29 protein-coding genes and 2 tRNA genes are annotated in these 25,930 nt (G+C 72.2%); 15 read left to right on the forward strand and 16 right to left on the reverse strand.

From position 1 onward, the window contains the following. Window positions 1-30 precede the first annotated feature (30 nt). Both OC439_RS07980 and OC439_RS07985 read left to right on the forward strand, forming a co-directional pair. A complete protein-coding gene (locus tag OC439_RS07980; RefSeq protein ID WP_262012882.1) occupies window positions 31-834 on the forward strand; it encodes a helix-turn-helix domain-containing protein in 804 nt (267 codons plus the stop codon). After that, window positions 825-1,019 carry a DUF397 domain-containing protein gene (locus OC439_RS07985; protein ID WP_262012883.1) on the forward strand — a complete coding sequence of 65 codons (195 nt, stop codon included), beginning with the start codon at window positions 825-827 and terminating at the stop codon, window positions 1,017-1,019. The genes OC439_RS07980 and OC439_RS07985 overlap by 10 nt, the downstream gene beginning before the upstream one ends. Here the strand turns inward: OC439_RS07985 and OC439_RS07990 are convergent. Continuing rightward, window positions 994-1,557, reverse strand: coding sequence for a class I SAM-dependent methyltransferase (locus OC439_RS07990; RefSeq protein WP_262012884.1), 564 nt, complete (start codon window positions 1,555-1,557; stop codon window positions 994-996). The two genes, OC439_RS07985 and OC439_RS07990, sit on opposite strands and share 26 nt — an antisense overlap. 123 nt (window positions 1,558-1,680) lie before the next feature. Here OC439_RS07990 and OC439_RS07995 point away from each other — a divergent pair, with 123 nt between their 5' ends. The 4 genes from OC439_RS07995 to OC439_RS08010 are packed head-to-tail and all read left to right on the forward strand — an operon-like array spanning window position 1,681 to window position 3,978. Next, a complete protein-coding gene (locus OC439_RS07995) occupies window positions 1,681-2,028 on the forward strand; it encodes a PadR family transcriptional regulator (protein ID WP_262012885.1) in 348 nt (115 codons plus the stop codon). Between the two features lie 2 nt (window positions 2,029-2,030). Beyond that, a complete protein-coding gene (locus OC439_RS08000; protein WP_013283261.1) occupies window positions 2,031-2,408 on the forward strand; it encodes a DUF1048 domain-containing protein in 378 nt (125 codons plus the stop codon). Then, the gene (locus OC439_RS08005; protein ID WP_262012886.1) at window positions 2,405-3,217 is read left to right on the forward strand and encodes an ABC transporter ATP-binding protein; all 813 of its coding nucleotides are present in this window, start codon (window positions 2,405-2,407) and stop codon (window positions 3,215-3,217) included. Before OC439_RS08000 ends, OC439_RS08005 begins: the two co-directional genes overlap by 4 nt. After that, a complete protein-coding gene (locus OC439_RS08010) occupies window positions 3,214-3,978 on the forward strand; it encodes an ABC transporter permease (protein WP_013283259.1) in 765 nt (254 codons plus the stop codon). The genes OC439_RS08005 and OC439_RS08010 overlap by 4 nt, the downstream gene beginning before the upstream one ends. Window positions 3,979-4,002: 24 nt before the next feature. Here the strand turns inward: OC439_RS08010 and OC439_RS08015 are convergent, their stop codons facing one another. Then, window positions 4,003-4,377 carry a VOC family protein gene (locus OC439_RS08015; protein ID WP_262012887.1) on the reverse strand — a complete coding sequence of 125 codons (375 nt, stop codon included), beginning with the start codon at window positions 4,375-4,377 and terminating at the stop codon, window positions 4,003-4,005. Window positions 4,378-4,471: 94 nt separating this feature from the next. Between OC439_RS08015 and OC439_RS08020 the strand changes: the two genes are divergently transcribed. The 4 genes from OC439_RS08020 to OC439_RS08035 all read left to right on the forward strand — a co-directional run bounded on the left by OC439_RS08020 (window position 4,472) and on the right by OC439_RS08035 (window position 7,875). Then, the gene (locus tag OC439_RS08020; RefSeq protein WP_262012888.1) at window positions 4,472-6,241 is read left to right on the forward strand and encodes a proline--tRNA ligase; all 1,770 of its coding nucleotides are present in this window, start codon (window positions 4,472-4,474) and stop codon (window positions 6,239-6,241) included. A gap of 54 nt (window positions 6,242-6,295) precedes the next feature. Continuing rightward, window positions 6,296-6,715, forward strand: a complete 420-nt coding sequence (locus OC439_RS08025; RefSeq protein ID WP_262012889.1) for a CBS domain-containing protein — start codon at window positions 6,296-6,298, stop codon at window positions 6,713-6,715. A gap of 81 nt (window positions 6,716-6,796) precedes the next feature. Further along, window positions 6,797-7,222 (forward strand): SufE family protein, encoded by a 426-nt coding sequence (locus tag OC439_RS08030; RefSeq protein WP_013283255.1) that lies wholly within the window; start codon window positions 6,797-6,799, stop codon window positions 7,220-7,222. 20 nt (window positions 7,223-7,242) lie between these two features. Beyond that, window positions 7,243-7,875 carry a DsbA family protein gene (locus tag OC439_RS08035; RefSeq protein ID WP_013283254.1) on the forward strand — a complete coding sequence of 211 codons (633 nt, stop codon included), beginning with the start codon at window positions 7,243-7,245 and terminating at the stop codon, window positions 7,873-7,875. A gap of 36 nt (window positions 7,876-7,911) precedes the next feature. On the opposite strand, the gene OC439_RS08040 is transcribed toward OC439_RS08035, so the two are convergent. The 4 genes from OC439_RS08040 to OC439_RS08055 all read right to left on the reverse strand — a co-directional run bounded on the left by OC439_RS08040 (window position 7,912) and on the right by OC439_RS08055 (window position 11,140). Next, window positions 7,912-8,460, reverse strand: a complete 549-nt coding sequence (locus tag OC439_RS08040) for a YbaK/EbsC family protein (RefSeq protein WP_262013022.1) — start codon at window positions 8,458-8,460, stop codon at window positions 7,912-7,914. 59 nt (window positions 8,461-8,519) lie between these two features. Next, window positions 8,520-8,717 carry a hypothetical protein gene (locus tag OC439_RS08045; protein ID WP_013283252.1) on the reverse strand — a complete coding sequence of 66 codons (198 nt, stop codon included), beginning with the start codon at window positions 8,715-8,717 and terminating at the stop codon, window positions 8,520-8,522. A gap of 36 nt (window positions 8,718-8,753) precedes the next feature. After that, complete coding sequence (locus tag OC439_RS08050) at window positions 8,754-9,533, reverse strand: SDR family oxidoreductase (protein WP_262012890.1); 780 nt, start codon at window positions 9,531-9,533, stop codon at window positions 8,754-8,756. A 230-nt stretch (window positions 9,534-9,763) separates the two neighbouring features. Then, the gene (locus tag OC439_RS08055) at window positions 9,764-11,140 is read right to left on the reverse strand and encodes an MFS transporter (protein WP_262012891.1); all 1,377 of its coding nucleotides are present in this window, start codon (window positions 11,138-11,140) and stop codon (window positions 9,764-9,766) included. Window positions 11,141-11,300: 160 nt separating this feature from the next. Here OC439_RS08055 and OC439_RS08060 point away from each other — a divergent pair, with 160 nt between their 5' ends. Next, the gene (locus OC439_RS08060) at window positions 11,301-15,770 is read left to right on the forward strand and encodes a cation-translocating P-type ATPase (protein WP_262012892.1); all 4,470 of its coding nucleotides are present in this window, start codon (window positions 11,301-11,303) and stop codon (window positions 15,768-15,770) included. On the opposite strand, the gene OC439_RS08065 is transcribed toward OC439_RS08060, so the two are convergent. Continuing rightward, a complete protein-coding gene (locus tag OC439_RS08065; RefSeq protein ID WP_262013023.1) occupies window positions 15,767-16,714 on the reverse strand; it encodes an L-threonylcarbamoyladenylate synthase in 948 nt (315 codons plus the stop codon). The two genes, OC439_RS08060 and OC439_RS08065, sit on opposite strands and share 4 nt — an antisense overlap. 89 nt (window positions 16,715-16,803) lie before the next feature. Then, window positions 16,804-17,394: a winged helix-turn-helix domain-containing protein gene (locus OC439_RS08070; protein ID WP_262012893.1), complete on the reverse strand. Its 591-nt coding sequence runs from the start codon at window positions 17,392-17,394 to the stop codon at window positions 16,804-16,806. 65 nt (window positions 17,395-17,459) lie between these two features. Between OC439_RS08070 and OC439_RS08075 the strand changes: the two genes are divergently transcribed. After that, window positions 17,460-18,041, forward strand: a complete 582-nt coding sequence (locus OC439_RS08075; RefSeq protein ID WP_262012894.1) for a dienelactone hydrolase family protein — start codon at window positions 17,460-17,462, stop codon at window positions 18,039-18,041. Between the two features lie 3 nt (window positions 18,042-18,044). Here the strand turns inward: OC439_RS08075 and OC439_RS08080 are convergent, their stop codons facing one another. The 3 genes from OC439_RS08080 to OC439_RS08090 are packed head-to-tail and all read right to left on the reverse strand — an operon-like array spanning window position 18,045 to window position 19,476. Then, window positions 18,045-18,734, reverse strand: a complete 690-nt coding sequence (locus OC439_RS08080) for a PH domain-containing protein (protein WP_262012895.1) — start codon at window positions 18,732-18,734, stop codon at window positions 18,045-18,047. Between the two features lie 53 nt (window positions 18,735-18,787). Then, on the reverse strand, window positions 18,788-19,174 hold the full coding sequence (locus tag OC439_RS08085; protein WP_262012896.1) for a VOC family protein: 387 nt from the start codon (window positions 19,172-19,174) through the stop codon (window positions 18,788-18,790). Beyond that, window positions 19,171-19,476 (reverse strand): ArsR/SmtB family transcription factor, encoded by a 306-nt coding sequence (locus tag OC439_RS08090; RefSeq protein WP_013283242.1) that lies wholly within the window; start codon window positions 19,474-19,476, stop codon window positions 19,171-19,173. Before OC439_RS08090 ends, OC439_RS08085 begins: the two co-directional genes overlap by 4 nt. A 51-nt stretch (window positions 19,477-19,527) precedes the next feature. Here OC439_RS08090 and OC439_RS08095 point away from each other — a divergent pair, with 51 nt between their 5' ends. The 3 genes from OC439_RS08095 to OC439_RS08105 all read left to right on the forward strand — a co-directional run bounded on the left by OC439_RS08095 (window position 19,528) and on the right by OC439_RS08105 (window position 21,874). After that, on the forward strand, window positions 19,528-20,079 hold the full coding sequence (locus tag OC439_RS08095; RefSeq protein ID WP_262012897.1) for an AAA family ATPase: 552 nt from the start codon (window positions 19,528-19,530) through the stop codon (window positions 20,077-20,079). A gap of 124 nt (window positions 20,080-20,203) precedes the next feature. Further along, the gene (locus tag OC439_RS08100; protein ID WP_262012898.1) at window positions 20,204-21,196 is read left to right on the forward strand and encodes a DMT family transporter; all 993 of its coding nucleotides are present in this window, start codon (window positions 20,204-20,206) and stop codon (window positions 21,194-21,196) included. Between the two features lie 330 nt (window positions 21,197-21,526). Further along, the gene (locus tag OC439_RS08105; RefSeq protein WP_262012899.1) at window positions 21,527-21,874 is read left to right on the forward strand and encodes an ImmA/IrrE family metallo-endopeptidase; all 348 of its coding nucleotides are present in this window, start codon (window positions 21,527-21,529) and stop codon (window positions 21,872-21,874) included. Window positions 21,875-21,876: 2 nt separating this feature from the next. On the opposite strand, the gene OC439_RS08110 is transcribed toward OC439_RS08105, so the two are convergent. The 5 genes from OC439_RS08110 to gyrA form a co-directional block, all read right to left on the reverse strand. Further along, a tRNA-Ala gene (locus OC439_RS08110) sits at window positions 21,877-21,952 on the reverse strand. 9 nt (window positions 21,953-21,961) lie between these two features. Continuing rightward, complete coding sequence (locus OC439_RS08115) at window positions 21,962-22,090, reverse strand: DLW-39 family protein (RefSeq protein WP_013283222.1); 129 nt, start codon at window positions 22,088-22,090, stop codon at window positions 21,962-21,964. 43 nt (window positions 22,091-22,133) lie between these two features. Next, window positions 22,134-22,207 (reverse strand) — tRNA-Ile (locus tag OC439_RS08120). A 143-nt stretch (window positions 22,208-22,350) separates the two neighbouring features. Continuing rightward, window positions 22,351-23,277 carry a DUF3566 domain-containing protein gene (locus tag OC439_RS08125; RefSeq protein ID WP_262012900.1) on the reverse strand — a complete coding sequence of 309 codons (927 nt, stop codon included), beginning with the start codon at window positions 23,275-23,277 and terminating at the stop codon, window positions 22,351-22,353. A gap of 3 nt (window positions 23,278-23,280) precedes the next feature. Next, a complete protein-coding gene (gene gyrA, locus OC439_RS08130) occupies window positions 23,281-25,800 on the reverse strand; it encodes a DNA gyrase subunit A (RefSeq protein ID WP_262012901.1) in 2,520 nt (839 codons plus the stop codon). Window positions 25,801-25,930: the final 130 nt, after the last annotated feature.

Consider the following 25,930-nt stretch of genomic DNA (forward strand, 5'->3'; position numbering starts at 1 on the left):
GGGAGACCGGCGGCCGACTGGGGAGGGCGTGTGGAGAACGAGCCGACCGCCGAGCTGATCCGCGCGCAACTGCGGCGGCTGCGGGTGCGGGCCGAGCTGAGCCAGGAGGAGTTCGGGAGGCTCGTGCACTTCTCCGGCTCCCAGGTGTCGGCGGTCGAGCTGGGCCACCGGCCGCTCGACCGGTTCTTCCTCGCCCGGGCCGACGAGGTGCTCGGCACCGGCGGGCTGTTGATGTCGCTGCTCAAGCTCGCCGAGCGCGACGGCCAGCCGAGCTGGTTCCGCCCCTGGCTCGAAGCCGAACGCCAGGCGCAGCAGTTGCGCACCTACCAGCCGACCCTGGTGCCCGGACTGCTCCAGACCGAGAACTACGCCCGCGCGATGATCCGCACGGATGACCTGATCACCGATGACGAGGTGGAACGGCGCCTCGGAGTGCGGCTGGACCGGCAGTCGATCCTCTCCGACCCGGGCCGCCCGAAGTACATCGCCGTCATCGAGGAGTCCGTCCTGCGGCGCGCCGACGAGGGCTACCGCGGACTCATGGCCGAGCAGATCGCGCACCTCGTCGAGTGCGCCGAGCGCCCGCACGTCGACATCCACATCGTGCCGACCTCGGTCACCGTGCACGTCGGCCTGGTCGGACCGTTCGCGCTGGCCCGGGGCACAGACGGCGGCTGGGTCGGTCATCTGGAGAACCAACTCGGCGGCGTCGTGGTCGACAAGGACGAGGACGTGGCTATCCTGCTGTCCAGATGGGAGAGTGTCCGCAGCGAGGCACTACCGCGCCGGCAGTCGGTCGAGCTGATGAAGGACGTGATGACCTCGTGGAGCTGACCGGAGCGATCTGGCGGAAGTCCACACGCAGCGGCACCCAGGGCGACTGTGTCGAGGTGGCGGACAACCTGGCCGCTGTGGTCGGGGTGCGGGACAGCAAGGACCCGGCCGGGCCGGTACTCACCTTCACGCCCGACGCCTGGCGTGCCTTCGTCCGGGTCAGCGGGAGCCGCGCGCCGCGCTGATCAGCACCGTGTGCTTGCGGACCCGGAAGGCGCCTTCGGCGTCGATGCGGGCCTGGATCGCGGCGCGGGCGGCCGCCTCCTGCGCGGCGGTGAGCGGCCCGATCATGCTGGCGACGTAGGCGAGGATCGGCTCCGCGGCGGGCACGACCAGCTCGTCCGGGTAGCGCTCGACCGTCACGTCGTCGAGGTGGGCGGCGACCCGTGCCGGTGTCGCCTCGGCGGTGACGTCGTTCCGGTCGTAGAACCGGACGGCCAGGTCGGGACGCCCGATCACCGGGCCGAACTCGCGCAGCCGCGCGCACATGGCGGGTGAGAAGTCGGTGAGGGTGAGCCGGCCGCGACGGCCGACCCGGCGCCACAGCTCGCCGGTGCCGGCGCCGACCTCCAGCACGTCCCCGGTCAGCGGCAGCCGCCCGCCCAGCCAGGCGAACCAGTCCTGCGGGTTCGTGCCGTACGAGTGCAGGGCCATGCGGGCGGTCAGGTTGCCGGTGGTCGTCGCGTACTGGCTCGCGGCACGAGCCGACGGAATGGTGGTCATCCGCCGAACGTAGAGGAAGCGGTTCTCCCTCCGAGACCCCGGTATTAAGCGTTGCTAGCTACCGGTACCTAGTGTTACTTTCTACTGGTATTCAGCGACGCTTAATAGCAAGGGAACGAGGACATGGCCAACCAGATGACGGAGATGCTGAAGGGCACTCTCGAAGGCATCGTCCTGGCGATCCTGGCCCGCCGATCCGCGTACGGCTACGAGATCACCGCCTGGCTGCGCGACCGCGGATTCTCGGACATCGCGGAAGGCACCATCTACGCGCTGCTCGTCCGCGTCGAGCAACGCGGTTTCGTGGACGTGGAGAAGGTTCCCTCCGAGAAGGGGCCCCCGCGAAAGGTGTATTCGATCAATGCAAAGGGGCGGGAGCAGCTCGCCGAGTTCTGGCGGACGTGGAGCGTCCTCGCGGAACGCATCGACCACCTCCGTGACAACGACGACCGGCACGACGAAGGAGCATGAGCATGGCCGCGAAGTGGATCGAGACGCTCGTCGGATCGCTCGACCAGAAGAAGCAGTACAAGCGGCACATGGCCCGCATGGAGGCCCTGCCGGAACCCCATCGCAGCGCGGCCAAGGCGCTCCAGCGGTACTTCATGTACCAGGGAGGGATCGTCGACGGGAACACACTCGTCGCGATGCTCGGCGACTCCGTGGACCTCTGGGAGCGCGCGGTCGCCGACAACACGCCCGTCCGCGCGATCGTCGGCGACGACCCGGTCGAGTTCGCCGAGACGTTCGTGTCTGCGTACTCCGGGAGGCAGTGGATGGACAAGGAGCGCGAGCGCCTCCGGAAGGCGATCGACGCCGCCGCCGGCAACAGCGGGGAGGAACACTCATGACCACCGCGACGCGCGAACCCGCCATCCGGGTGCGCGGCATCACCAAGTCCTACAAGGACCTGCACGTGCTGCGGGACGTCGACTTCGAAGTAAAGGCCGGGAGCATCTTCGCGCTGCTCGGCTCGAACGGCGCCGGAAAGACCACGCTCGTGCGGATCCTGTCGACGCTGCTGAAGGCGGACACCGGCACCGCGACCGTCCACGGCTTCGACGTCGCTTCGGCTCCCGCCGAGGTACGCGAGTCGATCAGCCTGACCGGTCAGTTCGCCGCCGTCGACGAAGTGCTCACCGGCCGGGAGAACCTGGTCCTGGTCGCGAAGCTCCGCCACCTGAAGAGTCCGGGTGCGATCGCCGACGACATGCTGGCCCGGTTCTCGCTCACCGACGCGGGGAACCGCCGGGCGGGGACGTACTCGGGCGGCATGCGCCGGCGGCTGGACATCGCGATGAGTCTCGTCGGCAACCCGCCGGTCGTGTTCCTCGACGAGCCGACCACCGGCCTCGACCCGCAGGCCCGCATCGAGGTCTGGCGGACCGTGCGGCAGCTCGCCGAGGACGGCACCACCATCCTGCTCACCACCCAGTACCTCGACGAGGCCGAGCAACTCGCCGACCGGATCGCGATCCTGCACCAGGGAACGATCATCCAGAACGGCACTCTCGCCGAGCTGAAGCAGCTTCTCCCGACCGCGAAGGTCGAGTACGTCGAGAAGCAGCCGACCCTTGAGGACGTCTTCCTCGCCCTCGTGGGCCGCACCGCCAGTACCGCCGACAAGGCAGCCGTGCCCGCAGGGGAGGAATCCCGATGACCATCCACGTCCTCAGCGACACCGGAACCCTAACCGGCCGCTCCCTGCGGCACATCCTCCGCAGCCCGGACACCATCATCACCACGGCGGTCACCCCCGTCGCGCTGATGCTGCTCTTTGTGTACGTGCTCGGTGGAGCCATCAACACCGGATCCGGCGAGTCGTACATCAACTACATGCTCCCGGGCATCCTCCTCATCACGATCGCGTCCGGCATCGCCTACACGGCGTACCGCCTGTTCCTCGACATGCAGGGCGGCATCTTCGAGCGCTTCCAGTCGATGCCGATCCCGCGGCCCTCGGTGCTCTGGGCGCATGTCCTGACCTCACTCGTCGCCAACCTGGCCTCGCTCGTGATCGTCACGGGCGTCGCCCTGATCATGGGATTCCGGACGGGCGCATCGGTGGTCGGCTGGCTCGCCGCCGCCGGCATCCTGATCCTGTTCACCCTCGCCCTGACCTGGGTCGCCGTGATCGCGGGCCTGTCCGCCAAGACCGTCGACGGCGCGAGCGCCTTCAGTTACCCGCTGATCTTCCTGCCCTTCATCAGCTCGGCGTTCGTCCCCACCGACTCGATGCCCGGCCCGGTCGCCTGGTTCGCCGACAACCAGCCGGTGACGTCGATCGTGAACACCCTCCGCGCGCTCTTCGCTCAGCAACCCGTCGGCAACGACGTCTGGATCGCGCTCGCCTGGTGCGCCGGCCTGCTCCTGGCCGCCTACGCCGCCGCGACGGCGATCTACCGCACCAAGGTCAGCTGACCGGTCGTGGGAGCCGGTCACCCGTCACAGGTAGAGGCAGAACGGGTGACCGGCCGGGTCGAGGTGCACCCGGACGTCGTCCTGCGGCTGGAAGTCGGCCACCGTCGCGCCCACCGACACCGCGTAAGCCGAGGCGGCCTCCAGGTCGTCGACCTTGATGTCCAGGTGGGTCATCATCGGCGGGTCGCCGGGACCGGCGGGCCACACCGGGCGCACGTAGGCCGGCTCGTCCTGGAAGGCCAGCCAGGTGCCGCCGCCCGGCGGTGCGAGCACCACCCAGTCCGGCTCGTCCTCCCGCCGGTGCCAGCCGAGCAGCCGCTCGTAGAACGCGGCGAGATCCTGTGCGGACGGTGCGTCGAGCACGAAACTGCTCAGCTCCAACGTCGGTCGATCCACCATGCCACCCTTCCTACCCCGCCCCCGCGACAACCTCACCCGACACGGGCGCGGAAAGGGATCGCCCCGTCGTCCGCTCGCGCCATAAGCTGCGGCAATGCTGCTGCGCATGTCGACCCTGCTGCTCCGGACCCTGCGCGAGGACCCGGCCGACGCTGAGGTGCCGAGCCACCGGCTGCTGCTGCGCGCCGGATACGTCCGCCGGGCCGCACCGGGCGGCTACACCTGGCTACCGCTGGGCAAGCTCGTGCTGGACCGGATCACCGCGATCGTGCGGGACGAGATGACCGCGATCGGCGACCAGGAGGTGCACTTCCCGGCGCTGCTCCCGGCCGAGCCGTACCGGACCAGCGGGCGGTGGACCGAGTACGGGGACGACATCTTCACGCTCGCCGACCGCAAGGGCGCCGATCACCTGCTCGCGCCGACCCACGAGGAACTGGCCGCGCTGCTGGTGAAGGACCTGTTCACCTCGTACCGGGACTTCCCGGTGACGCTGTTCCAGATCCAGACCAAGTTCCGCGACGAGGCCCGGCCCCGGGCCGGTCTGCTGCGCGGGCGCGAGTTCCTGATGAAGGACGCCTACTCGTTCGACCTGGACGAAGCCGGGCTCCAGGCGGCGTACGACCGGCACCGGGCCGCCTACGAGCGCGTCTTCACTCGGCTCGGGCTTGACTTCACCACCGTCCACGCGATGTCCGGCGCGATGGGCGGGTCCGCGTCGGAGGAGTTCCTGGCCGCCACGCCCGTCGGCGAGGACACGTTCGTCGGCTGCACCGCCTGCGACTACGCGGCGAACACCGAGGCGGTGGTGACCCGCGCCCCGGCCGCCGGTGACCCCGACGCGCACCCGCCCGCCGAGGTGCACGAGACCCCGGAGACGCCGACCATCGCGGCCCTGGTCGAGCTGGCCGAGGCCCGGAAGCTGGGCGGGCGCACCGGCTGGACCGCCGCCGACACGTTGAAGAACGTGGTCCTCACCGTCCGCCGGCCCGGCGCCGAACAGGCCGAGCCGCTGGTGATCGGCCTGCCCGGCGACCGCGAGGTGGACCTCAAGCGGGTGGAGGCGGTGCTCGCCCCGGCCACAGTGGCGGTCTTCGAGGACTGGGACGCCCACCCCGAGCTGGTCCGCGGCTACATCGGGCCGCAGATCCTCGCCAAGCACGGCATCCGCTACCTGGTCGACCCCCGCGTGGTGCCCGGCACCACGTGGCTGACCGGCGCGAACGAGCCGGGCCGGCACGCCACCGACGTGGTGTGCGGGCGCGACTTCGTACCGGACGGCACGATCGAGGCGGCCGAGGTGCGGCCCGGGGATCCCTGCCCGGCCTGCGCCGACGGCGAGGTGACCATCCGGCGGGGCATCGAGGTCGGGCACATCTTCCAGCTCGGACGCCGGTACACAGACGCGTTCGCGGTCGACGTGCTCGGCCCCGAGGGCAAGCCGGTCCGGCCCACGATGGGCTGCTACGGCATCGGCGTGTCCCGGGCGGTCGCCGCAGTGGCCGAACAGCACCACGACGACCGGGGGCTGGCCTGGCCCGCGGCGGTCGCGCCGTGCGACGTACACCTGATCGCCGCCGGGAAGGGGCCGCAGCTCGACGCGGCGCTCGACCTCGGCGGGCGCCTCGCCGCCGCCGGCCTGCGGGTGCTTGTCGACGACCGCACGCACGTGTCCGCCGGGGTGAAGTTCACCGACGCCGAGCTGATCGGCATCCCGCGCGCCGTCGTGGTCGGCCGCCGCCTGGCCGACGGGTACGTGGAACTGCGCGACCGGGCCACCGGCGAGCGCACCGAGCTGCCGGTGGAGGCCATCGTGGAGCGCCTGCGCGACGAGGTGGGCGCGACGCGCCGCGACGGGGTGTAGCGATCGCGCCACCGGGTACCGCAGACGGATCGACCGAAGCGTTCGGAGGCTCTCATGTTCCGCGTCAGTGACGTGATGACGAGGCAGGTGGTCTACCTCCCGGCGGAGACCCCGTTGGACGAGGCGGCCCGGGTGATGAAGGAGTCGGACATCGGCGACGTGGTGGTGACCGACGGCGCCACGCTCGCCGGCATGCTGACCGACCGCGACATCGTGGTCCGGGCGGTGGCCGAGCGCGCCGACCCCGGCGCCACCACCATCGGTTCGATCATCACCCGCGAGGTGGTGATGATCGAGCAGCACTGCACGGCCAACGAGGCGGCGGCGCTGATGCGCGAACGCAACATCCGCCGGGTGCTCGTGTGCGACAACGAGCGCAAGCTCGTCGGCATCGTCTCCCTCGGTGACCTCGCCATGCAGCTCGACCCCCAGTCGGCGCTCAGCGACATCAGCGAGGCCGCACCGAACGTGTGACGGGCGGGCCCCGCTCGCGTGACGCGGGGCCCCGCCCGGCACCGCCGGGTGGCGGTGCTCGGCGGCGGATAGCCTCGACCCATGCCCGAGATGCCGACCAAGCTGGCCGAGATCGTCGACGAGTTCGCCGCCGCGCCCCGCGACGTCGTCCTGGAGATGCTGCTGGAGTTCGCCGACGTGATCCCGCCCCTGCCCGAGGGTGTCAACCGGGAGGAGCTGGAGCAGGTCCCCGAGTGCCAGACCGCGTTCTTCCTGCGCGCCGAGGTGAACGCCGACAAGACGGTGAGCACTGTCTTCGACTGCCCGCCGGAGGCGCCCACGACCCGGGCGTTCGCCGGCATCCTCGCCGAAGGGCTGGCCGGGGCGAGCGCCGAGGAGGTGCTCGCCGTACCGGACGACCTCTACCAGCGGATGGGCCTGGCGCAGGCGATCAGCCCGCTGCGCGTACGCGGCGGCACCGCCATCCTGGCCCGGCTCAAGCGCCAGGTCCGGGAACAGATCTCCTGACCCGCGGGTTGTCGCTGGTCATGGACATCGAGATCTACGCCGACGTGGTCTGCCCCTGGTGCTGGATCGGCAAGCGCCGGCTGGAACAGGCTCTGGAGTCGTACGACGGCGAGGTGAACGTCCGGTTCCGGCCGTTCCAGCTGGACCCGACGCCGGTCACCGAGCCGAAGCCGCTGCTGGAGGCGCTCGGCGACAAGTTCGGCGGGCGGGACAAGGCCGAGGGCATGGCCGCGCACGTCACCGGCGTCGCCGCGGGCGCGGGCCTCGACCTGCGGTTCGACCGGGCGGTGGCCGCGAACACGTTCGACGCGCACCGCCTGGTGCGCTTCGCCACCGAGCACGGGCGTTCCGCCGAGATGGTCGAGCGGCTCTACCGGGCGCACTTCCACGACGGCGTCGACGTCGGCTCGATCGACGCGCTCGTCACGCTGGCCGGCGAGGCCGGGCTGGACGAGACCGAGGCGCGGCAGTACCTGGAGTCGAACCTGGGACGCCGGGAGGTCGCCGCCGACCTGAGCACCGCCCACCAGCTCGGCGTCTCCAGCGTGCCGACGTTCGTGCTGGCCGGGAAGTACGCGGTCACCGGCGCGCAGGAGCCGGAGACGCTGCTCGCCGCGCTGCGCGAGGTGGCGCAGCGCGAAGCGGCAGCCTGATGTTTCACGTGGAACAAGATCGATGCGGATGAGGACCTAGGCCGGCCGGGCCAGGTCCTCCACCACCCTCGCCCCGGGCAGCGCGCCGAGCGCCGGCCCGGGCAGGGCGATCTTGCTGTGCCGTACACCCGACCCGATGATGACGTGCGGCGTGGCGATCACCCGAGAGTCGACGAGGATCGGCCAGTCCGCCGGCAGGCCGATCGGCGTGATGCCGCCGTATTCCATGCCGCTCAGCTCGACCGCCTCGGCCATCGGCGCGAAGCTCGCCTTGCGAACGTCGAGCAGCTTGCGGACCACGCCGTTCACGTCGGCGCGGGTGGTGGCGAGCACGACACAGGCCGCGTACCGGGTCTCGCCGCCGCGCTTGCCGGCGACCACCACGCAGTTCGCCGACTCCTCCAGCCCCACCTCGTACGCCTCGCAGAAGGCAGCGGTGTCGGCCAGGTCGGCGTCGATCGGGGCGACCAGCACGTCGTCCACGTCCACCGGGGCCTCGGCCGGCCACACCTGCACCGCGGCGGCGACCGGCGGGGCGAGCAGGTCGAGCCGCGTCCGGGCCGGCTCCGTCTTCAGCGTCCCCATCATGGCGCGATCCTCGCACCCGCCCGGCGGATCGACCCGCCGGACCCCGCCCGCGCTCTTCAGTTGGGATTGGTGAGGAACGCGTTCTCCTGCGCGAAGTCCCGACTCTCGGTCGTGGTGAGCTGCCGGCGGCGCAGCACCTCGGGACGGTTCGCCTCGGCGTCCTCAATGCCGTGCCGGACGCCGACCCGGATCACGCCGTAGAGGAAGACGAAACCGAAGACGTACAGGACCACTGTGGCGACGAAGACCAGCATGCGGTCACCGTAGACCGGTGCGGACCCGACCGCTTCTCATCTTCCGCCGGTTCCCCCGTACGTGTCAGCGAGGTGGTCGGCCCAGGTCCGGACGCCGGTCGGCGTGGCGGTCGTGGTGAGGCCACCCGCCCGCAACTCCCGCCCGAGTCGGCCGGGGATCCGGACCGGCAGCAGCGGACGGCGTACCCGGCGGGCCGCCAGCCAGGCGCGGGCCGCGTCGTCGTAGCGCAGCACCTCCGGTCCGCCGAAGTCCTCCACCCGGTTCGACGGTCCGGCCAGCAGCAGGACCGCGAGCCGGTCCGCCACCTCACCCGGGTCGACCGGCTGGGCGAGCACCGCCCGGTCCCCGATCACCGGGCCGAGGCGGCTCGCGCCGCGCAGCAGCCCGTCCAGGAACTCGGGGAACTGGGTCGCCCGCAACACGCTCCACGGCACCGGCCCGGCCGCCACCACCTGCTCGGCCGCGAGCTTGTGCCGGTAGTAGCCCAACGGCACCCGGTCGACGCCGACGATCGAGACGAAGACCAGGTGACGCACCCCGGCGTGACCTGCGGCCACCGCGAGCCGGCGGGTGCCGAGCACGTCGATGTCGTGGGTGCGCCGCCGCGGCGACGAGGCCAGGTGCAGCACCGCGTCCACCCCGGCGACCGCCTCCGCCAGCCCGGCACCGGTGGCCAGGTCGGCGGTCACCCACTCGACCCCGTCCCCGGTACGCGGCCCGCGGCTCATCGCGCGCAGCGTGAAACCCTCGTCCCGAAGCCTGGGCACCGCCACCCGCCCGAGCCGCCCGGTCGCCCCGGTCACCAGCACCCGCATCGCCACTCCTCCCACACCCGCGCAGCCGCCACACCGCGGCTCCACGATGGGACGGGACGCCGACCCGGATCGTGACAGCCACCCGCTCCCGCCCTTCCACCCCGATCCTGCGCCCCCGAGCGCCGCCCCGACCCCACTGATCGTTGTTGACCAAGGAGTTCGTGTCGGATGGAGGCTCGAAACCTGACCCGAACTCCTTGATCAACGGGGTGGGGGGGCGGGGGCGGGGGTCAAGGGGTGGGGCGGAGGACCACCCGGCCGGCCAGCAGCAGGCCCAGCAGACCGCAGGCGGCTGCGACGGCCAGCGTGGTCGCGAAGCCGGCCGGGCCGGGAGACGCGCCGGCGGCCAGCACCGCGCCGGTGAGCGCCAGCACGGTGGCGGCGGCGAGCGAGTCGCCCAGTTGCAGCGCGGAGCTGTTGCGGCCCTGCTCGGCCGGGGCGGACTGCTCCAGGGTGAGCACCGACAGCGACGGATAGAGCAGGCCCATGCCCAACCCGGCCACCGACCAGCTCAGCACGGCCGGCAGCACCGGCAGTCCGGGCACCAGCGCCGACGCCACGCCCGCCGTACCGATCGTGATGCAGGCCAGCCCGGCCCGGGGCAGCGTCGCCGCCGAACGGGGTGAGCCGATCCGCCCCTGGATCCACGAGCCCACCGACCAGGACAGCGCCCCGACGGTCAGCACCAGGCCGGCGCCGGTGGGCGAGAAACCGCGCTCCCCGGACAGCATCAGCGGGATCACCACCTCGGCGGCCACGAACGCCGCCGACGCCAGCGCGCGCAGGCCGATCACCGTCGGCAGTCCCCGCGCCGCGCGCAGGAACCCGGCCGGCAGCAGGTGCGGCACGCAGACGAACAGCCCGGCCAGCGCCCCGGCGATCAGGGCGGCGGCGAGCACGCCGCGCTGCTGCCCCCCGTAGTGCAGCAGTGCGGCGCTCGCCCCCGCCCCGCAGGCCCAGCCGATCCGGGCCAGCGCGCCCGCCGGCGGGCGGGTCGCCACGGTGGCGGTCAGCGCCCGCAGGCCCGGCTGGACCAGCAGCGCCGCCGGGATCGCCACCGCCGGCACCGCGAGGAACACCCACCGCCAGCCCAGATGTTCCACGATCAGCCCGGCCAGCGCCGGGCCGACCAGCGACGGCACCACCCAGGCGGCGGCGAACGCGGCGAAGATCCGCCGCCGCAACTGCTCCGGGTACGCCTGACCGACGACCACGTACAGCGCCACCGAGACCAGTCCGGAGCCGAAGCCCTGCACCACCCGACCGACGACCAGCACCTCCATGGTCGTCGCGGCGCCGGCCACCACCAGCCCGGCGACGAACCAGACGACCCCGTGCCACATGGCCGGGCGCGGCCCGCGCGCGTCGCACCAGATGCCGGAGGCGACCATCGCCACCACGCCGGAGGCGAACGAACCGCCGAACGCCAGCGCGTACAGGCCGAGCCCGTCGAGGCTGCGCGCCACCGTCGGCATGGCGGTGCCCACCGCCAGCGCCTCGAACGCGAGCAGGGACACCAGGGCGACACTGCCCACGGTCATCGCCCGCAGGCGCGGCGACCAGAGGTCGACGGGTGGGTCAGCCGGTACGGCGGTGGTGCTGGTCATGGCGTTCAGCCTCGGACCTCACCCCCGGTTGAGGTCAACTGTGGCGCGCGTCTCGTCCGGCGGGAACAGCGGGGTGATGCCCGGAAACTTCTGCCGTCGGGGTGGCATGACGGACGCCGCGCCGGGAAGTCGGGCCGCCGGGACGAGACCGGGAGGCGAGATGGCGCTGGGACGGTTCGCCGGCCTCCTGCTGTCTCCTACGGTCGTACCGGAGACCGCCGCGCGTGTCGCGCGTACCGTCGGTTCGGTGCTGCCCACGGACGCCGTGCCGGCCCGGGTCAGCGAGGTGGCGGGCAGCGTCGGTACGGCGGCGGCCCGGCTGGCCCGCCTCACCGGGCTGACCAGCCGCCGCGTGTGGTCGCAGGACGGCCGCCACCACATCGAGGTGCACGGCGTCTGCCAGGACGGCGGCGACCGGCTGGCCCGCCAGGTCGAGGCGGCGCTGGAGTCGATGCCGGGCGTCACCTGGGCGCGGGTCAACGCGCCGTCCGGCCGGGTGGTGGTGGCGACCGGGGATCCGGCACCGAAGCTGCGCGACCTGATCGCCACTGTGGCGCGCGTGGAGCAGACCTGCCCGTACGAGCCGGACCCGGAAATCGAGCCGCCGCAGCCGCCCGAGGACGGACCGCGTACCGCGCGGACGTTCGGCGCGCTGCTGTCCGACGTGCTCGGGTTGAGCATCTCCGCTGCCACCCGTGTCCTGCCGCTCACTCCCATCCCCGCCGAGGTGGCCGGGCTGCTCGGCGCCGTCGACCTGCACCCGAAGCTGCACGCGCTGGCCGGCCTGGGCATCCGCGCCGACCCGCGCGCCGAGGTGCTGTTCCCGCTGGCCGAGGCCGTGGTGCAGGGCCTCACCGGCGGCTGGGCCGGCATCGTGCTGGACGGCGCGCAGCGCGTGGTGCAGTGGGGCGAAAGCGCCGCGCAACTGGCCGCGTGGCGGCGGGCCGAACCGCACCTGACCGGTGACCCGGAGCGGGCTGTGGCGCGGGTGCCGGACGGCGAGCGGCCCTGCCCGGTGCCGGACGGTCAGCCCGAGCGGTACGCCAAGCGCGTGCTCCCGGCCGGCGCGGTCGCCGGGGCGGCGGCGCTGCCGGTGCTGGGACCGAAGCGGGCCGCCGCGCTGGCGCTGTCCTCGCTGCCGAAGGCGCCCGGCTCCGGCCGCGAGGGGTACGGCGCCCAGCTCGGCCGGATGCTCGCCCGGCGCGGCGTGATCGCGATGGACCGCAGTGTGCTGCGGGAGCTGGACCGGATCGACACGGTGGTGCTCGACGCGGCGGTGCTCGGCTCGGACCGGGGTGTCCTGGCCGACCTCGCGCCGCTGGCCGACGCCGACACCGGGCAGGTCGCCGCCCGGGCGTTCGCGTTGTTCGACCCGGCCGCGCCGGACGCGGTACGCGCCGCCGACGGCTGGCGGATCGGCCCGCTGGACCGCCTCGGCGCCGACGATCCCGGGGACACCCCGGACAGCGCCCGGCTGCGCGCCGACGGTGGACGGCTGCTCGGGCTCGCCGAGAACGGCCGGCTCGCCGCCGTCCTGCGGGTCGAGCCGGAGCCCGCGCCGGGCGTGGACGCGCTGGCGTCGGCCGCCCGCCAGGCGGGCCTGCGGCTCGTGGTGGGCGGCGCGGACGACGGCCGGTACGACTTCGCGGATCTGCTCGTACCCGGTGGTGCCCGGCTCGCCGACGCGGTGCACGACCTGCAACGCGAGGGCGCGGTGGTGATGGTGGTCTCCGGTGAGCGGTCGGCACTAGCCGCCTCGGACTGCGGCCTCGGCGTGTACGGCCCGGACGACCTGCCGCCGTGGGGCGCGCACCTGCTGGTCGGTGACGACCTGCGGGTACCGGCGCTGCTCGTCGACGCCGCCGGGGTGGCCCGCCGGATGACCGCGCAGAACGTCCGGATCGCGATGGCCGGCAGCGGGCTCGGCGCGCTCGCCGCGTTCACCGCCGACCGGCGACGGCTGCCCCGCCCGACCCTGGCGGCGGTGAACGGCGCGGCGGCGCTCGCGTTCGCGCACGGCGTGGTCCGGGCGCACCGGCTGCCGGACCGGACCGGCGCACCGATGCCCGCGCTCACCGCCTGGCACCTGATGCCGGCGCAGACCGTCCTGGAACAGCTCGCCACCGACCCGTCCGGGCTGACCGAGGAGGAGGCGGCCCGCCGGCGGCGCGTCGAGGTCGGTGACGAGCACGGCCCGGCCGGGCTGCTTCGCTCGTTCGTCGAGGAGCTGTCCAACCCGCTCACCCCGGTGCTGGCCGCCGGTGCGGTGCTCTCAGCCGCGTTCGGCTCGCTCGTCGACGCCGCACTGGTCGGCGGTGTGGTGGGCGGGTCCGCGCTGGTCGGCGCCGTGCACCAGCGCAACACCGAACGCTCCCTGGCCGAGCTGCTGTCCCGCTCGGCGGTCACCGCCCGGGTGCTGCGCGACGGCGCCGAGCGGGTGGTGCCCGCCGAGGAACTGGTACGCGGCGACGTGATCACGGTCAGTTCCGGGGACGCCGTACCGGCCGACTGCCGGGTGCTGACGAGCGACGGGCTGGAGGCGGACGAGTCGTCGTTGACCGGCGAGTCGCTGCCGGTGGCGAAGAGTCCGGAACCGGTGGTGGCGGCGGCCGTCGCCGAACGGCACTCGATGGTGTTCGAGGGCACCACTGTGGCCGCCGGGCACGGCACCGCCGTGGTGGTGGCGACCGGTGCGGAGACCGAGGCCGGGCGGAGTCTCGCGATGGCCCGGGAGGCTCCGCCCGCCAGTGGCGTGGAGGCGCGACTGGGCAAGCTGACGAGCAGCGCCGTACCCCTGGCGGCTGCCTCGGCGATCGCTGTCGCCGGGGCGGGGCTGCTTCGGGGCGTACCCCTTGCCGAGACGGCGGCGACCGCCGCGAACCTGGCCGTGGCGTCGGTGCCGGAGGGGTTGCCGTTCCTGGTCAGTGCCGCGCAGCTGGCGGCGGCGCGGCGGCTGGCCGAGCACGGCGCCCTGGTCCGCAACCCCCGGACCATCGAGGCGCTGGGCCGGGTCGACGTGCTCTGCTTCGACAAGACCGGAACGCTCACCGAGGGGAAGTTGCTGCTGGCCGGGGTGGGTACCGGTGACGGCCGGTACGCCGTGCTGGACGAACTGGACGAGCCGCTCCGGTCGACGCTCGCCGCCGCCGTGCGGGCCACCCCGGCCGCTGACGACCCGGACGAGTTGCCGCAGCAGACCGACCGGGCGGTACGCCACGGCGCCGACTCCGCCGGGGTGACCGAGCGGACCGGCGCGGCGGAGTGGACCGCCACGGCCGGGATGCCGTTCGAGCCGTCCCGGGGCTACAGCGCCTTCGTCGGGCGCGCCGCCGACGGGCTGCTGCTGAGCGTGAAGGGCGCCCCCGAGTCGGTGCTGCCGCGCTGCGCGTCCCGGCGCACCGCCGAGGGGGACCGGCCGCTCGATGCGGCCGGTCGCGAGGAGGTGCAGGCCATGCTGGCCGGGCGGGCCGGTGCCGGGCACCGAATCCTCGCCGTGGCCGAGTGCCGGGTCTCCACCGAGCAGATCAGCGACGAGCAGGTGAACGGGCTGGTCTTCGTGGGTTTCCTGACGCTCGCCGACGGGGTGCGGGACAGCGCCCGGCCGGCGGTGGCCCGGATCCGGGCCGCGGGCGTGCACACCGTCATGATCACCGGCGACCACCCGGCCACGGCCGAGGCGATCGCCGCCACGATCAGCCCGGACGACGGCGGCCAGCGCGTCGTCACCGCCACGGACCTGGACCGGCTGGACGACGCCGCGCTCGCCGAGCGCCTGATGGCCACCGACGTGGTGGCGCGCTGCACGCCCGCGCACAAGGTACGGATCATCCAGGCGTTGCAGCGCCAGGACCGCACCGTCGCGATGACCGGTGACGGCGCCAACGACGCGCCGGCGATCCGGCTGGCAGACGTCGGCATCGCGCTCGGTCAGCGGGGCACTCCCGCCGCCCGCGCCGCCGCCGACCTGGTGGTCACCGACGACCGGCTGGAGACGATCATCGCCACGCTGGTCGAGGGACGCGCCATGTGGTCGTCCGTCCGGCACGCGCTGAGCATCCTGGTCGGCGGCAACCTCGGTGAGATCGCGTTCAGCGTGCTCAGCGCCGCCGCGACCGGCAGGTCCGCCCTGGGCGGCCGGCAACTTCTCCTGGTCAACCTGCTCACCGACCTGGCGCCGGCGCTCGCCATCGCGGTCCGCCCGCCCGCCGACGACAGCGCCGACCACCTGCTGCGGGAAGGCCCGGACTCCTCGCTCGGCGTCACCATGACCCGGGAGATCGGGCTGCGCGCGGCGGCGACCACGCTGGGCGCGACCGCCGGCTGGACGATCGCCAGGTGGACCGGCACCCAGCGACGCGCCAGCACCGTCGCGCTCGCCTCGCTGATCGGCACCCAGCTCGGGCAGACCGTGCTGGCCGGCGGCACCAGCCCCAGCGTGCTCGCCGCCACCGCCGCGTCGGTGGGCGTGCTCGTGGCGGTGGTGCAGACGCCTGGTGTCAGCCACTTCTTCGGCTGCACCCCGCTCGGCCCGGTGGGCTGGACCATCGCCACCGGCTCGGCGCTCGGCGCGACGTTCGCCAACGGTGCGCTGACCAAGCTGGTCGACCGCCTGCCGCAGCCCGGTTCTTAGTGCCAGGTGGCGGCGGCCCGGCGCAGCCTGTCGTTTATCGCGCGGCCCACGCCGGTCTCCGGCACCGGCTCGGCGACGATCTCGGTCACCCCTGCTGCGTCGAGCCGGTGCAGCGCGTCGAACAGGCGCGCCGCCGCCGCCGTCACGTCACCGTCCGGCGACAGCACCTCCACCGCCGCCCAGTCGCCGTCCGCCGGTGGCTCCCGGAAGGCCAGGAAGCCCCGCCGGCCACCGCCGGGCTCGGTCGCCGCGCCCAACCGCAAGGGGGTACGCGGGGCGTAGTGCGCGGCGAGCGTCCCGGGCGCGACCGGCTGACCGGAGCTGCCCTGGCGCACCTCGACCGGGCCGACCGCCTCGACGATCGCCTCGACCGGCAGCGCGCCCAGCCGCAGCACCACCGGCCGGTCGCCGCGCGCGTCCACGATCGTCGACTCGATGCCGCACCGGGTGGGCCCGCCGTCGAGCACCAGGTCCACCGCGCCACCCAGCCCGGCCACCACGTGCTCGGCCCGGGTGGGGCTGAGCTGGCCGAACCGGTTCGCGCTCGGCGCCGCCACCGGCACGCCGGCCGCCGCGATCAGCGCCCGCGCCGACGGTTCGTCCGGTACGCGTACCGCCATCGTGTCCAGGCCGGAGGTGACGATCGGCGGGATGATCTCCGGCCGGTCCACGATCAGGGTGAGCGGGCCCGGCCAGAACCGCTTCGCCAGCTCGGCCACCGCCGCGGGCACCTCGCCCACGAGCGCGGCCAGGTCGGCGGCGTCGGCGAGGTGGCTGATCAGCGGATCGAAGCTGGGCCGGGCCTTCGCCTCGAAGATCCGCGCGGCGGCCCGGGCGTCGAGCGCGTTGGCGCCCAGCCCGTAGACCGTCTCGGTGGGGAAGGCGACCAGCCCGCCGGCGCGCAGGACGGCGGCTGCCTCGTCGATGCCGCGCTCGGCCGGCAGGACGCGCGGGGATCCGGTGCTCACGCTTCCGACGCTAGCCTGCCCGGTTCGCCGCACCGGCAAGACCCTGCCGTCGCGTGGCGGGGCCGTCAGTCGCGCCTGTCGGTGGCGGGGTCCGTGTCCGGCAGCGTGGGCGCGTCGGTGGGGTAGAGGCCGGCGGCGAAGCCGTACACCTGGTCGCCGGCGCGGGGGATCTGCGCGAACCGCCGGGCCAGCGCCTGCACCTCCGCCCAGAACTCGCGGACGTCCTCGATCGGGATGCGCGCGTGCACGAGGGTGCACCGCAGCTCGTCGGCGGCGTGTGCGGCAGCCGCTTCGGCTGCCGCCTCGGCGAGCCCGTTGATCCGGGACACCACCTGCTTGTCCTCGGCCCGGCTGAGCGCGCCGACGTAGTAGGTGCGGGCCACCCGCCCGTAGAACCGCTCCTCGATGGCGCGTACGCGGCGGGTCCGCACCACGCGCAGCAGACCGGCGTCCACCAGTTGGTTCACGTGGTACGCCACGCTGCTCTTCGGCCGGTCGACCGCGCGGGCCATCTCGTTCACGGTGGCGGCACGCTCCAGGAGCAGTTCGAGCAGCGTGCTCCGCAGCGGGTCGGCGAGCGCGCGCAACTGCTCCGGAGCGGTGACCACGAGCAGGTCGTCGAGGTCGTAGTCCGGGATTCGCTCATTGACCGACATTTCTCGACCGTTCTAAGATTCTGGTTCGTTCGATAACTCTGGTCTGACAACTCAGGAGTGTAGTGATGGCCGAGATCGTGCTCTTCCACCACATTCAAGGGCTCACGGACGGCGTCCGCGCACTCGCCGACTCCCTCCGGTCCGGCGGGCACACCGTCCACGTCCCCGACTTCTTCGACGGCGAACGGCCGGCCACCATCTCCGACGGCGCCGCGCTGATCAAGCGGATCGGCGGCGACGTCCTCGACCAGCGCGCCGACGCGTACGTCGCCGCCGGCCTCGTCTACGCGGGCGTCTCCTGGGGCGCCGCCATCGCCCAGCGGCTCGCCCAGACCCGGGCCGGCGCCCGGGCCGCCCTGCTCTACGAGGCCTGCCTGCCGGTGACCGGCGAATGGGCGATCGGCCCGTGGCCCGACGGGGTGGCGGTGCAGGTGCACGGCATGGAACAGGACCCGTTCTTCGGGCTCGAAGGCGACGTGGACGCCGCGCGCGAGCTGGTGTCGATCGTCGGTCCCGAACGCGGCGAGCTGTACGTCTACCCCGGCGACCGGCACCTGTTCACCGACAGTTCGCTGCCCTCGTACGACGCCGAGGCCACAGCGCTGGTGGTGAGCCGCAGCCGCGAGCTGCTCGACCGGCTCGGCTGACGCCTACTCGTCACCGCGCAGCCGCGCCAACGCCGCCGCGTACTCGGCGTCGGTCAGCACTCCACGCTCGTACTGCCTGGTCAACGCGTGGATGTCACGCCGCTGCGCGGCGCTCGGAGCGGGTCGCCGAATCTGCTCCGGCGGATCCGGACGGTCGGCGCGGACCGGATCCGGCGCCGGGCTCGCCGGCGCGCGCTGCTCCGCCGGCCGGGCGTCGCGGTGGCACTCCCGCAGGGTCGCGAGGATCTCGTCGTAGTGCTCCGGCCAGGTGACCAGCCGGGTCAGCTCCAGGCGGAACGGCCGGACGATGGCGCCGGACTGGATCGGCGTCTGCACCGGCTCGCCGTCGATCCGCTCGATGACGATCGCGTCGCGTCCCATGTCCAGACCCGCTATCGAAGCCGTACCGCTGTGGATCTCCACGACCGACGCCCACGGCACTGTGGTCGTGCGGAGCAGCGAGCGCGAGCGTACGCCGACGGGGCTCACCCAGACGCCGAGCATCGCGCGGCGGACCGCGACGGCGAGGACGCCGGCGTTCCACACTCCGAGGAACACCGCCTCCCGTTCCAGGAAACTGCCGCTGCGGATCCCGAACACGATGAGCACGAAGAAGCCGACCGCCAGCCCCGCCACGACCATGGAGTCGGAGGTGGCCAGGTCCAGCGAGTACGGGCGCCGCCACACCGTCATGCCGCCAGGGTGACCGATCGTGTCCAGCGGTTCCGCGCGGAGTCAACGCCCGGCTACCGGTACTGTGCGATCTGGATCAGGTTGCCGCAGGTGTCGTCGAACACCGCTGTGATCACCGGGCCCATGTCGACCGGCTCCTGGGTGAACAGCACGCCGAGGCCCCGCAGCCGGTCGTGCTCGGCGGCCACGTCGTCCACCGCGAACTGCGTCAGCGGGATCCCGTCGGCCGCGAGCGCCTCCTTGAACGCCTTGGCGGCCGGGTGCGCGTCGGGTTCCAGCAGCAGCTCGACACCGTCCGGGGCGTCCGGCGAGACCACTGTCAGCCAGCGGTACTCCCCGGTCGGCACGTCTGTCTTCTTCACGAAGCCCAGCACCTCGGTGTAGAAGCGCAGGGCCTTGTCCTGGTCGTCGACGTACACGCTGGTGAGGTTGATTCTCATGGGTTCTCCTGGGTGGGTGCGTCGGACCTGAGCCATCGCTCGGTGATGGACCGCAGCGGCCGGGTGTCGAGGTGGTGGAACTTGTAGCGGCCCTGCCGCCGCGTGACGATCAGGCCGGCGGCCTCCAGGACGTCGAGGTGCTGGGAGATCGCCTGCCGGGACGAACCGACCTGGTGCTTCGTGGCCAGCCGGCCGCAGATCTCGAACAGGGTCTGACCATCGCGCTCGGTCAGCTCGTCGAGGATCAGGCGGCGGGTGGGATCGGCCAGCGCCTGGTAAAGATCGCCCACGTCACCCACCATATGCAAGTAGCGGCTTGCCTATCAAGGGGCTGCCCGCCATCGGAGGACGTCATGCCCGGATACATCCTCACCGGCGCTCCCGGCTCCGGTAAGACAGCGATCCTGCGCCACCTGGAGATCGACGGCCATCCCGTCGTGGAGGAGGCCGCGACCGACGTGATCGCGCTGCGTCAGGCGCTCGGGCGACCCGAGCCGTGGCGTGAACCGGACTTCGCCGAGCGGGTGCTGGATCTCCAGCGGAGGCGTCGGCGCCGAGCCGAGACGTTCGGCGGCGACGTGGTGTTCCACGACCGCTCACCGGTCTGCACGCTCGCGTTGTGCCGCCACCTGGGGTTGACGCCGCCGTCCGCCCTGCTCGACGAGATCGCGGGCATGACCGCGGAACGGACCGTCTTCTTCGTCCGGAATCAGGGCTTCGTCGAGGCGACCGCGGCCCGGCGGATCAGCTTCGAGGAGTCGCTCGTCTTCGAGCGGGTCCACGAACTGACGTACCGCGAGGCGGGGTTCGACCTCGTCGACGTGCCGGCGGGACCGCTCGCGACCCGGGTGGCGGCGATAAAGCAGACGGTCGATCGACTGCGCGCGGCTAGGGTGCGGACATGACCTTCCGCGTTGTCTCGCCGCCACCGGTCACCCGGTAACGACGCCGTTCACCGAACCCGGCTCCCGCACCCAGAGCCCGGGTCCGTTCGCGGTGCCCGGGCGGCGACGACAACGGAGAAATCACGTGCGCACGATTGTGCCCCCGACCGTGGGGCGAGGAACCCTGTACATCCTCATGGCGGCGATCGCCTGGGGCACCGGCGGCGCCGCGGCAGCCGTCCTCTACGACACCAGCGGATTGGGCCCGGTCGCCGTCTCGTTCTGGCGGTTCGCCGGCGGCGTCCTGCTGCTCGCCGCCGGCCACCTGACACTGCGGCGACCGTCCGGCTTCGTCCACGCTCCGTCGCGCCACCGGTGGCGGCAGGTCGTGACGACGGGCGTGGGTCTGGCCGTCTACCAGACGGCGTACTTCGCCGCAGTGGGGTACGCCGGCCTGGCCGTCGCCACCATGGTCACCCTCGGCGCCGGGCCGATCCTCATCGCCCTCGGCTCCCGCCTGACCCTCGGCGAGCGACTCGGCCGGGCGGGCGGAGTCGCCGTCGCGACAGCACTCGTCGGTCTGGTCCTGCTGCTGGGCGGTGGTAGCGCCGGCAGCGCCCCCGCACCGGCGCTGGGCCTGGCCTGCGCGCTGCTGTCCGCGGGCGGGTACGCAGCCGTCACCGTGCTCAACCGGAAGCTCGGCCGGGACGGCGGCGGGCAGACGTCGCTCCTGGGCGGATTCGCCGTCGGGATGATCTGCCTGCTGCCCCTGGCCCTGCTCGAAGGGATCCTGTCCACATCCGGTGACACCCGCCGGACGGTGGGCCTGCTCGCCTTCCTCGCCGTGGCGCCCACCGCCGTGGCGTACACCCTGTTCTTCGCCGGTCTGGCCTCGGTCCGGGCGACCACCGCGTCGGTCATCGCGCTCGTCGAGCCGGTGACCGCGGCGCTCATCGCGGTGCTGCTGCTGGACGAACGGCTCACCGTGACCGCCGTTCTCGGGTCGGCCGTGCTGCTCGCCGCGGTTGTCGCGCTGATGCTCGGCGAACCCGGACCGGCGCCGTCATCGACTGCGGTGCGCAGGGACCGTGACGCCGACGCGCGGAACCGCCGCCGGCCTCGACGAGCGGGTCCATAATCCGGATCACGTTCTGTACCGATCGGTAAGTCACCCCCGGACCCCGACAACCGACCAGTCCCTCTACGAGCGGGGCGCCATCGGCGAGATACGCGACGACGCCGGCAGTCCGCTCTACCCCGCCGGTCTCACCGAGTTGCTCCACGAAGAAATCCGTTGTCGTCGGTCGTGCCGTACGCCGACCATGGCGCTGTGAGCCGAAGCCTCCGAACGGACCCCCGATCCCGCCAGGCGCTTCGGCGCGCGCCCCGGCTCGACCGGGTGCGGATCCACGTTCACGCACCGCGACCCGGATTCGCGCACCCGGCAGGCGGACGAGACGTTCGCGACGTGCTGGAAGCCATCGGACCCTGGGCGTGGTACGGGTTGCGCGCCGTCGAGCTGCGGCAGACCGAGGACTTCCGGCCCGGATTCGTCGTCTACGGCAGGACCCGGGTGCCAGGCGAGATCTTCCTGTACGAGCAACCGCTATCGGAAGCCGTATCGTTGCGCGACTTCATGCGATTCGACGTGCTGCTGCACGAGCTCGGACATCACGTGCTCCAACACCGCAGCCGAAAGGTCGGACGCATACAACGCCGATCAGATCATGAACGGTTCGCCGAAGCCTTCGCCGAGCGATGGAAGCCGAGTGTCCAGGCTGTACTCGAAACAGTCGCTGATGATCAGGCGACGTGATGTGGTGGAGCCCAGGGGACTCGAACCCCTAACCCCTGCCTTGCAAAGGCAGTGCTCTGCCAGTTGAGCTAGGGCCCCGTGACGGCGTCAGCGCAGGTCGGGCGCCGTGGTCGCCTCGTGCCACAGGGCGCGCTCGTCGTTCGAGGCCTTGACCTTCTTGGCCACGACGGCGGCCACACCGACGATGCCGGCCAGGATCAGGAGCTTCTTGAACATGTGCTTGACCCCTCGCGCTCGACTGTCGTCGGACGATGTGCGGTGGGGCTAGCTGGAATCGAACCAGCGACCTCAGAGTTATCAGCTCTGCGCTCTAACCGACTGAGCTATAGCCCCGCGTAGCGACGAGCTAGGTTAACCCATCGCCTCCACCGCGCCCAAATCGGGGGTACGTAGTGGAAGCGCCCGCGCCATCTCGAACCTACCCGGACGTACGACGCCGGGGCGACCGCTTTACGCGGTGCCCCGGCGCCGGTCGATCAGTCCCGCTCGGCGAGCGTCAGCTCGATGCCGCCGACCAGGTCGGCGCAGACGTTGTAGACGAACGCGCTGAGCGTCGCCAGCGCGGTGAACAGCACGACGTTCACCAGGCCGATCAGCGACGACGTCAGGATCACGCCCTTGGCGGTGATCCGGAAGCCACCGCCGCCCTGGCCGCCACCGGCGTTCACCAGGTCGGTCAGGCTGTCGTTGACGCTCTTGAACACACCCATCGCGTCGAGCGCCAGGTAGAGCACCGACGTCGCCACGACGACCACGATGAAGAGCACCACGGACACCGCGAAGGCGAACTTCATCACCGACCACGGGTCGATCCGCTTCAGGTTCAGCCGGGCCCGTCGCGGTCCGCGCGACGCGGCCGAGCTGACCGAGGTACGCGCGGCGCGTACCGCCTCACCCACGCGCGCGGCGCCGACTGCCGCCGCGCCGCTGATGCCCGGCGGCAGGCCGCCGCCGTTCGCGGGCCGGGACTGGGCGTTCGCGGCGCCGCCCGGGCGCGAGCCGTCGGGCGACGCCTTCGGGGCGGTACCCAGGCCGGCGCCGATCCGCGGCTGCGTGCCGGTCGTACCGGTGGAAGCCCGGCCGGCGGCCGACGGCGCCTTGATCGGCTGGGTGCTCGTGGCGTTCGTGGGCTTGCCGGCCGGGGCGGCCAGACCGTCGGCCGACGTCGGCGCGTCGACCTTGGTCTCGGCCGAGTCCCGCGAACCGGAGTCCTCGGCCGGTTTGTCCGGAGGCGGGGTCATGCCGGGAGCCCGGGTGAACTTCGGGGCAGGCGCGTCGGCGGGAACCGTGGCCCGGCCCACAGCCGCGCGGCCGGTCGCTGGTGTGCCGCCCTGCGCGGCCTCCTCGTCGACCGGAGTGGCCGAGGTCCCCTTGTTCCCCGACTTCGCCTGTGTCTCCGTCATCAACTAGTCCTGTTCGTCAGGCTCGTCGGCATTGCGAGCAATCGCCACGATAGTCACGCCGTCCGGGAGGTCCATCAGCTTGACCCCCATTGTGTTCCGGTCACGCGTACGGCGTACAGGCTTCACCGGAGTCCGGATGACGCCGCCGTTGCTCGTGATGGCGAACAGCTCGTCCTCCGGATCGATCACGACCGCGCCGACCAGGCCACCGCGTCGCTCGGTGATCTTCGCGGTCAGCACGCCCTTACCTCCCCGGCCCTGCACCGGGTATTCCTCGATCGGGGTACGTTTCGCGTAACCCCCGTTCGTCGCGACCAGAACGTCCAGACCCTCTCGCACCACCTCGACCGCGAGCAACTCGTCCTCGCCGCTGAAGCGCATGCCGATCACCCCGGAAGTCGCCCGGCCCATCGGGCGCAGCGCCTCGTCGGTGGCGTTGAAGCGGATCGCCTGGGCGTTCTTCGACACGAGCAGCAGGTCGTCCTCCGGAGCGACCAGGACCGCACCGACCAGTTCGTCCTCATCGCGCAGGTTGACCGCGATGATGCCGCCGGAACGGTTGGAGTCGAACTCCTCGAGCCGCGTCTTCTTCACCAGGCCGTTCTTCGTGGCCAGTACCAGGTAGGGGGCCACCTGGTAGTTCGGGATTTCAATGATCTGCGCGATCTGCTCGTCGGGCTGGAACGCGAGCAGGTTGGCCACGTGCTGGCCCTTGGCCACCCTACTGGCCTCGGGAAGCTCGTACGCCTTCGCCCGGTAGACCCGACCCTTGTTCGTGAAGAACAGGATCCAGTCGTGGGTAGAGCATACGAAGAAGTGGCTGACAATGTCGTCCTGGCGGAGCGTCGCCCCGCTGACGCCCTTCCCGCCGCGCCGCTGCGACCGGTAGAGATCGACCTTGGTCCGCTTGGCGTACCCGGTGCGCGTGATCGTCACCACCACGTCCTCGCGGGCGATGAGATCCTCCATCGAGACCTCGCCGTCGAACGGGACGATCTTCGTACGCCGGTCGTCGCCCCACTTCGCGACGATCTCGCCCAGCTCCTCCGAGACGATCCGCCGCTGCCGCTCCGGCTTGGCCAGGATGTCCTTGAGGTCGGCGATCTCCACTTCGAGCTTCGCCAGGTCGTCCAGGATGCGCTGCCGCTCCAGGGCGGCCAGCCGGCGCAGCTGCATGTCCAGGATCGCGGTCGCCTGGACCTCGTCGATGTCCAGCAGCCGGATCAGGCCCTGCCGGGCGTCCTCGACGGTGGGCGAGCGCCGGATCAGGGCGATCACCTCGTCCAGCGCGTCCAGCGCCTTGGACAGACCGCGCAGGATGTGTGCCCGCTCCTCGGCCTTGCGCAGCCGGAACGCGGTCCGCCGCCGGATCACCTCGATCTGGTGCTCGACGTAGTAGCGGATGAACTGGGCCAGGTTGAGCGTGCGCGGCACGCCGTCGACGAGCGCCAGCATGTTGGCGCCGAACGTCTCCTGGAGCTGGGTGTGCTTGTAGAGGTTGTTCAGCACCACCTTGGCGACCGCGTCGCGCTTGAGCACGAGCACGATCCGCATGCCGGTACGCCCGGAGGACTCGTCGCGGATGTCGGCGATGCCGGCGAGCTTGCCCTCCTTGATCAGCTCGGCGATGCGCTCGGCGAGGTTGTCCGGGTTGACCTGGTACGGCAGCTCGCTGACCACGAGCGCCGGCCGGCCCCGCTTGTCCTCCTCGACCTCGACCACGGCGCGCATCCGGATCGAGCCGCGCCCGGTCCGGTACGCGTCCTGGATGCCCGCCTGGCCGACGATCAGGCCGTGGGTCGGGAAGTCCGGGCCCTTGACGATCTCCAGCAGGGCTTCCAGCGTGGTGGCCTCGTCGGCCTCCGGGTGCTCCAGGCACCACTGCACCGCCGCGCCGATCTCGCGCAGGTTGTGCGGCGGGATCTTGGTGGCCATGCCGACCGCGATGCCCTCGGAGCCGTTGATCAGCAGGTTCGGGATACGCGACGGCAGGATGGTGGGCTCCTTGGCCCGGCCGTCGTAGTTGTCCTGCAGGTCGACGGTGTCCTCGTCGATGTCCCGCAGCATCTCCATCGCCAGCGGGTCGAGCTTGCATTCTGTATATCTCATGGCCGCAGCCGGATCATTACCCGGCGAACCGAAGTTGCCGTTGCCGTCGACCAGCGGGTAGCGCAGCGACCACGGCTGCGCCATCCGGACCAGCGCGTCGTAGATGGCCGAGTCGCCGTGCGGGTGGAACTGGCCCATCACGTCACCGACGACGCGGGAGCACTTCACGTACCCGCGGTCCGGCCGGTAGCCGGAATCGAACATGGCGTAGAGGATCTTGCGGTGGACCGGCTTGAGCCCGTCCCGGACGTCCGGCAGGGCCCGCCCGACGATGACGCTCATCGCGTAGTCGAGGTACGAGCGCTGCATCTCGACCTCGAGGCCGACCGGCTCGATCCGGTCGTGCTGGACGACCGCGGCCAGTGTCTCCGGGGTCTCCGGCTCGTTCGGGGTGGACTCGGGAGTATCGGTCACTGTTAACCCTTATCAGACTCTTCAGTCGTGGTCTCGCTGTGGATAACGGCTGTGGAAAGCGTTCAGGCTGTGGATAACTCTGTGGACTCCCGGGCCGGCCGGTGGATGTCCGGCCGGCCCGGGTGGGTCC

This window comes from Micromonospora sp. Mcm103, assembly GCF_024519755.1.
In the GTDB taxonomy this organism is placed as follows: Bacteria; Actinomycetota; Actinomycetes; order Mycobacteriales; family Micromonosporaceae; genus Micromonospora; species Micromonospora aurantiaca.

What these genes read in the sequence shown, in the direction of transcription:
- OC439_RS07990 (WP_262012884.1), bottom strand. Translation starts at nt 1,557, where the DNA reads ATGACCACCATTCCGTCGGCTCGTGCCGCGAGCCAGTACGCGACGACC.
- OC439_RS07995 (WP_262012885.1), top strand. Translation starts at nt 1,681, where the DNA reads ATGGCCAACCAGATGACGGAGATGCTGAAGGGCACTCTCGAAGGCATC.
- OC439_RS08000 (WP_013283261.1), top strand. Translation starts at nt 2,031, where the DNA reads ATGGCCGCGAAGTGGATCGAGACGCTCGTCGGATCGCTCGACCAGAAG.
- OC439_RS08005 (WP_262012886.1), top strand. Translation starts at nt 2,405, where the DNA reads ATGACCACCGCGACGCGCGAACCCGCCATCCGGGTGCGCGGCATCACC.
- OC439_RS08010 (WP_013283259.1), top strand. Translation starts at nt 3,214, where the DNA reads ATGACCATCCACGTCCTCAGCGACACCGGAACCCTAACCGGCCGCTCC.
- OC439_RS08015 (WP_262012887.1), bottom strand. Translation starts at nt 4,377, where the DNA reads ATGGTGGATCGACCGACGTTGGAGCTGAGCAGTTTCGTGCTCGACGCA.
- OC439_RS08020 (WP_262012888.1), top strand. Translation starts at nt 4,472, where the DNA reads ATGCTGCTGCGCATGTCGACCCTGCTGCTCCGGACCCTGCGCGAGGAC.
- OC439_RS08025 (WP_262012889.1), top strand. Translation starts at nt 6,296, where the DNA reads ATGTTCCGCGTCAGTGACGTGATGACGAGGCAGGTGGTCTACCTCCCG.
- OC439_RS08030 (WP_013283255.1), top strand. Translation starts at nt 6,797, where the DNA reads ATGCCCGAGATGCCGACCAAGCTGGCCGAGATCGTCGACGAGTTCGCC.
- OC439_RS08035 (WP_013283254.1), top strand. Translation starts at nt 7,243, where the DNA reads ATGGACATCGAGATCTACGCCGACGTGGTCTGCCCCTGGTGCTGGATC.
- OC439_RS08040 (WP_262013022.1), bottom strand. Translation starts at nt 8,460, where the DNA reads ATGGGGACGCTGAAGACGGAGCCGGCCCGGACGCGGCTCGACCTGCTC.
- OC439_RS08045 (WP_013283252.1), bottom strand. Translation starts at nt 8,717, where the DNA reads ATGCTGGTCTTCGTCGCCACAGTGGTCCTGTACGTCTTCGGTTTCGTC.
- OC439_RS08050 (WP_262012890.1), bottom strand. Translation starts at nt 9,533, where the DNA reads ATGCGGGTGCTGGTGACCGGGGCGACCGGGCGGCTCGGGCGGGTGGCG.
- OC439_RS08055 (WP_262012891.1), bottom strand. Translation starts at nt 11,140, where the DNA reads ATGACCAGCACCACCGCCGTACCGGCTGACCCACCCGTCGACCTCTGG.
- OC439_RS08060 (WP_262012892.1), top strand. Translation starts at nt 11,301, where the DNA reads ATGGCGCTGGGACGGTTCGCCGGCCTCCTGCTGTCTCCTACGGTCGTA.
- OC439_RS08070 (WP_262012893.1), bottom strand. Translation starts at nt 17,394, where the DNA reads ATGTCGGTCAATGAGCGAATCCCGGACTACGACCTCGACGACCTGCTC.
- OC439_RS08075 (WP_262012894.1), top strand. Translation starts at nt 17,460, where the DNA reads ATGGCCGAGATCGTGCTCTTCCACCACATTCAAGGGCTCACGGACGGC.
- OC439_RS08080 (WP_262012895.1), bottom strand. Translation starts at nt 18,734, where the DNA reads ATGACGGTGTGGCGGCGCCCGTACTCGCTGGACCTGGCCACCTCCGAC.
- OC439_RS08085 (WP_262012896.1), bottom strand. Translation starts at nt 19,174, where the DNA reads ATGAGAATCAACCTCACCAGCGTGTACGTCGACGACCAGGACAAGGCC.
- OC439_RS08090 (WP_013283242.1), bottom strand. Translation starts at nt 19,476, where the DNA reads ATGGTGGGTGACGTGGGCGATCTTTACCAGGCGCTGGCCGATCCCACC.
- OC439_RS08095 (WP_262012897.1), top strand. Translation starts at nt 19,528, where the DNA reads ATGCCCGGATACATCCTCACCGGCGCTCCCGGCTCCGGTAAGACAGCG.
- OC439_RS08115 (WP_013283222.1), bottom strand. Translation starts at nt 22,090, where the DNA reads ATGTTCAAGAAGCTCCTGATCCTGGCCGGCATCGTCGGTGTGGCCGCC.
- OC439_RS08125 (WP_262012900.1), bottom strand. Translation starts at nt 23,277, where the DNA reads ATGACGGAGACACAGGCGAAGTCGGGGAACAAGGGGACCTCGGCCACT.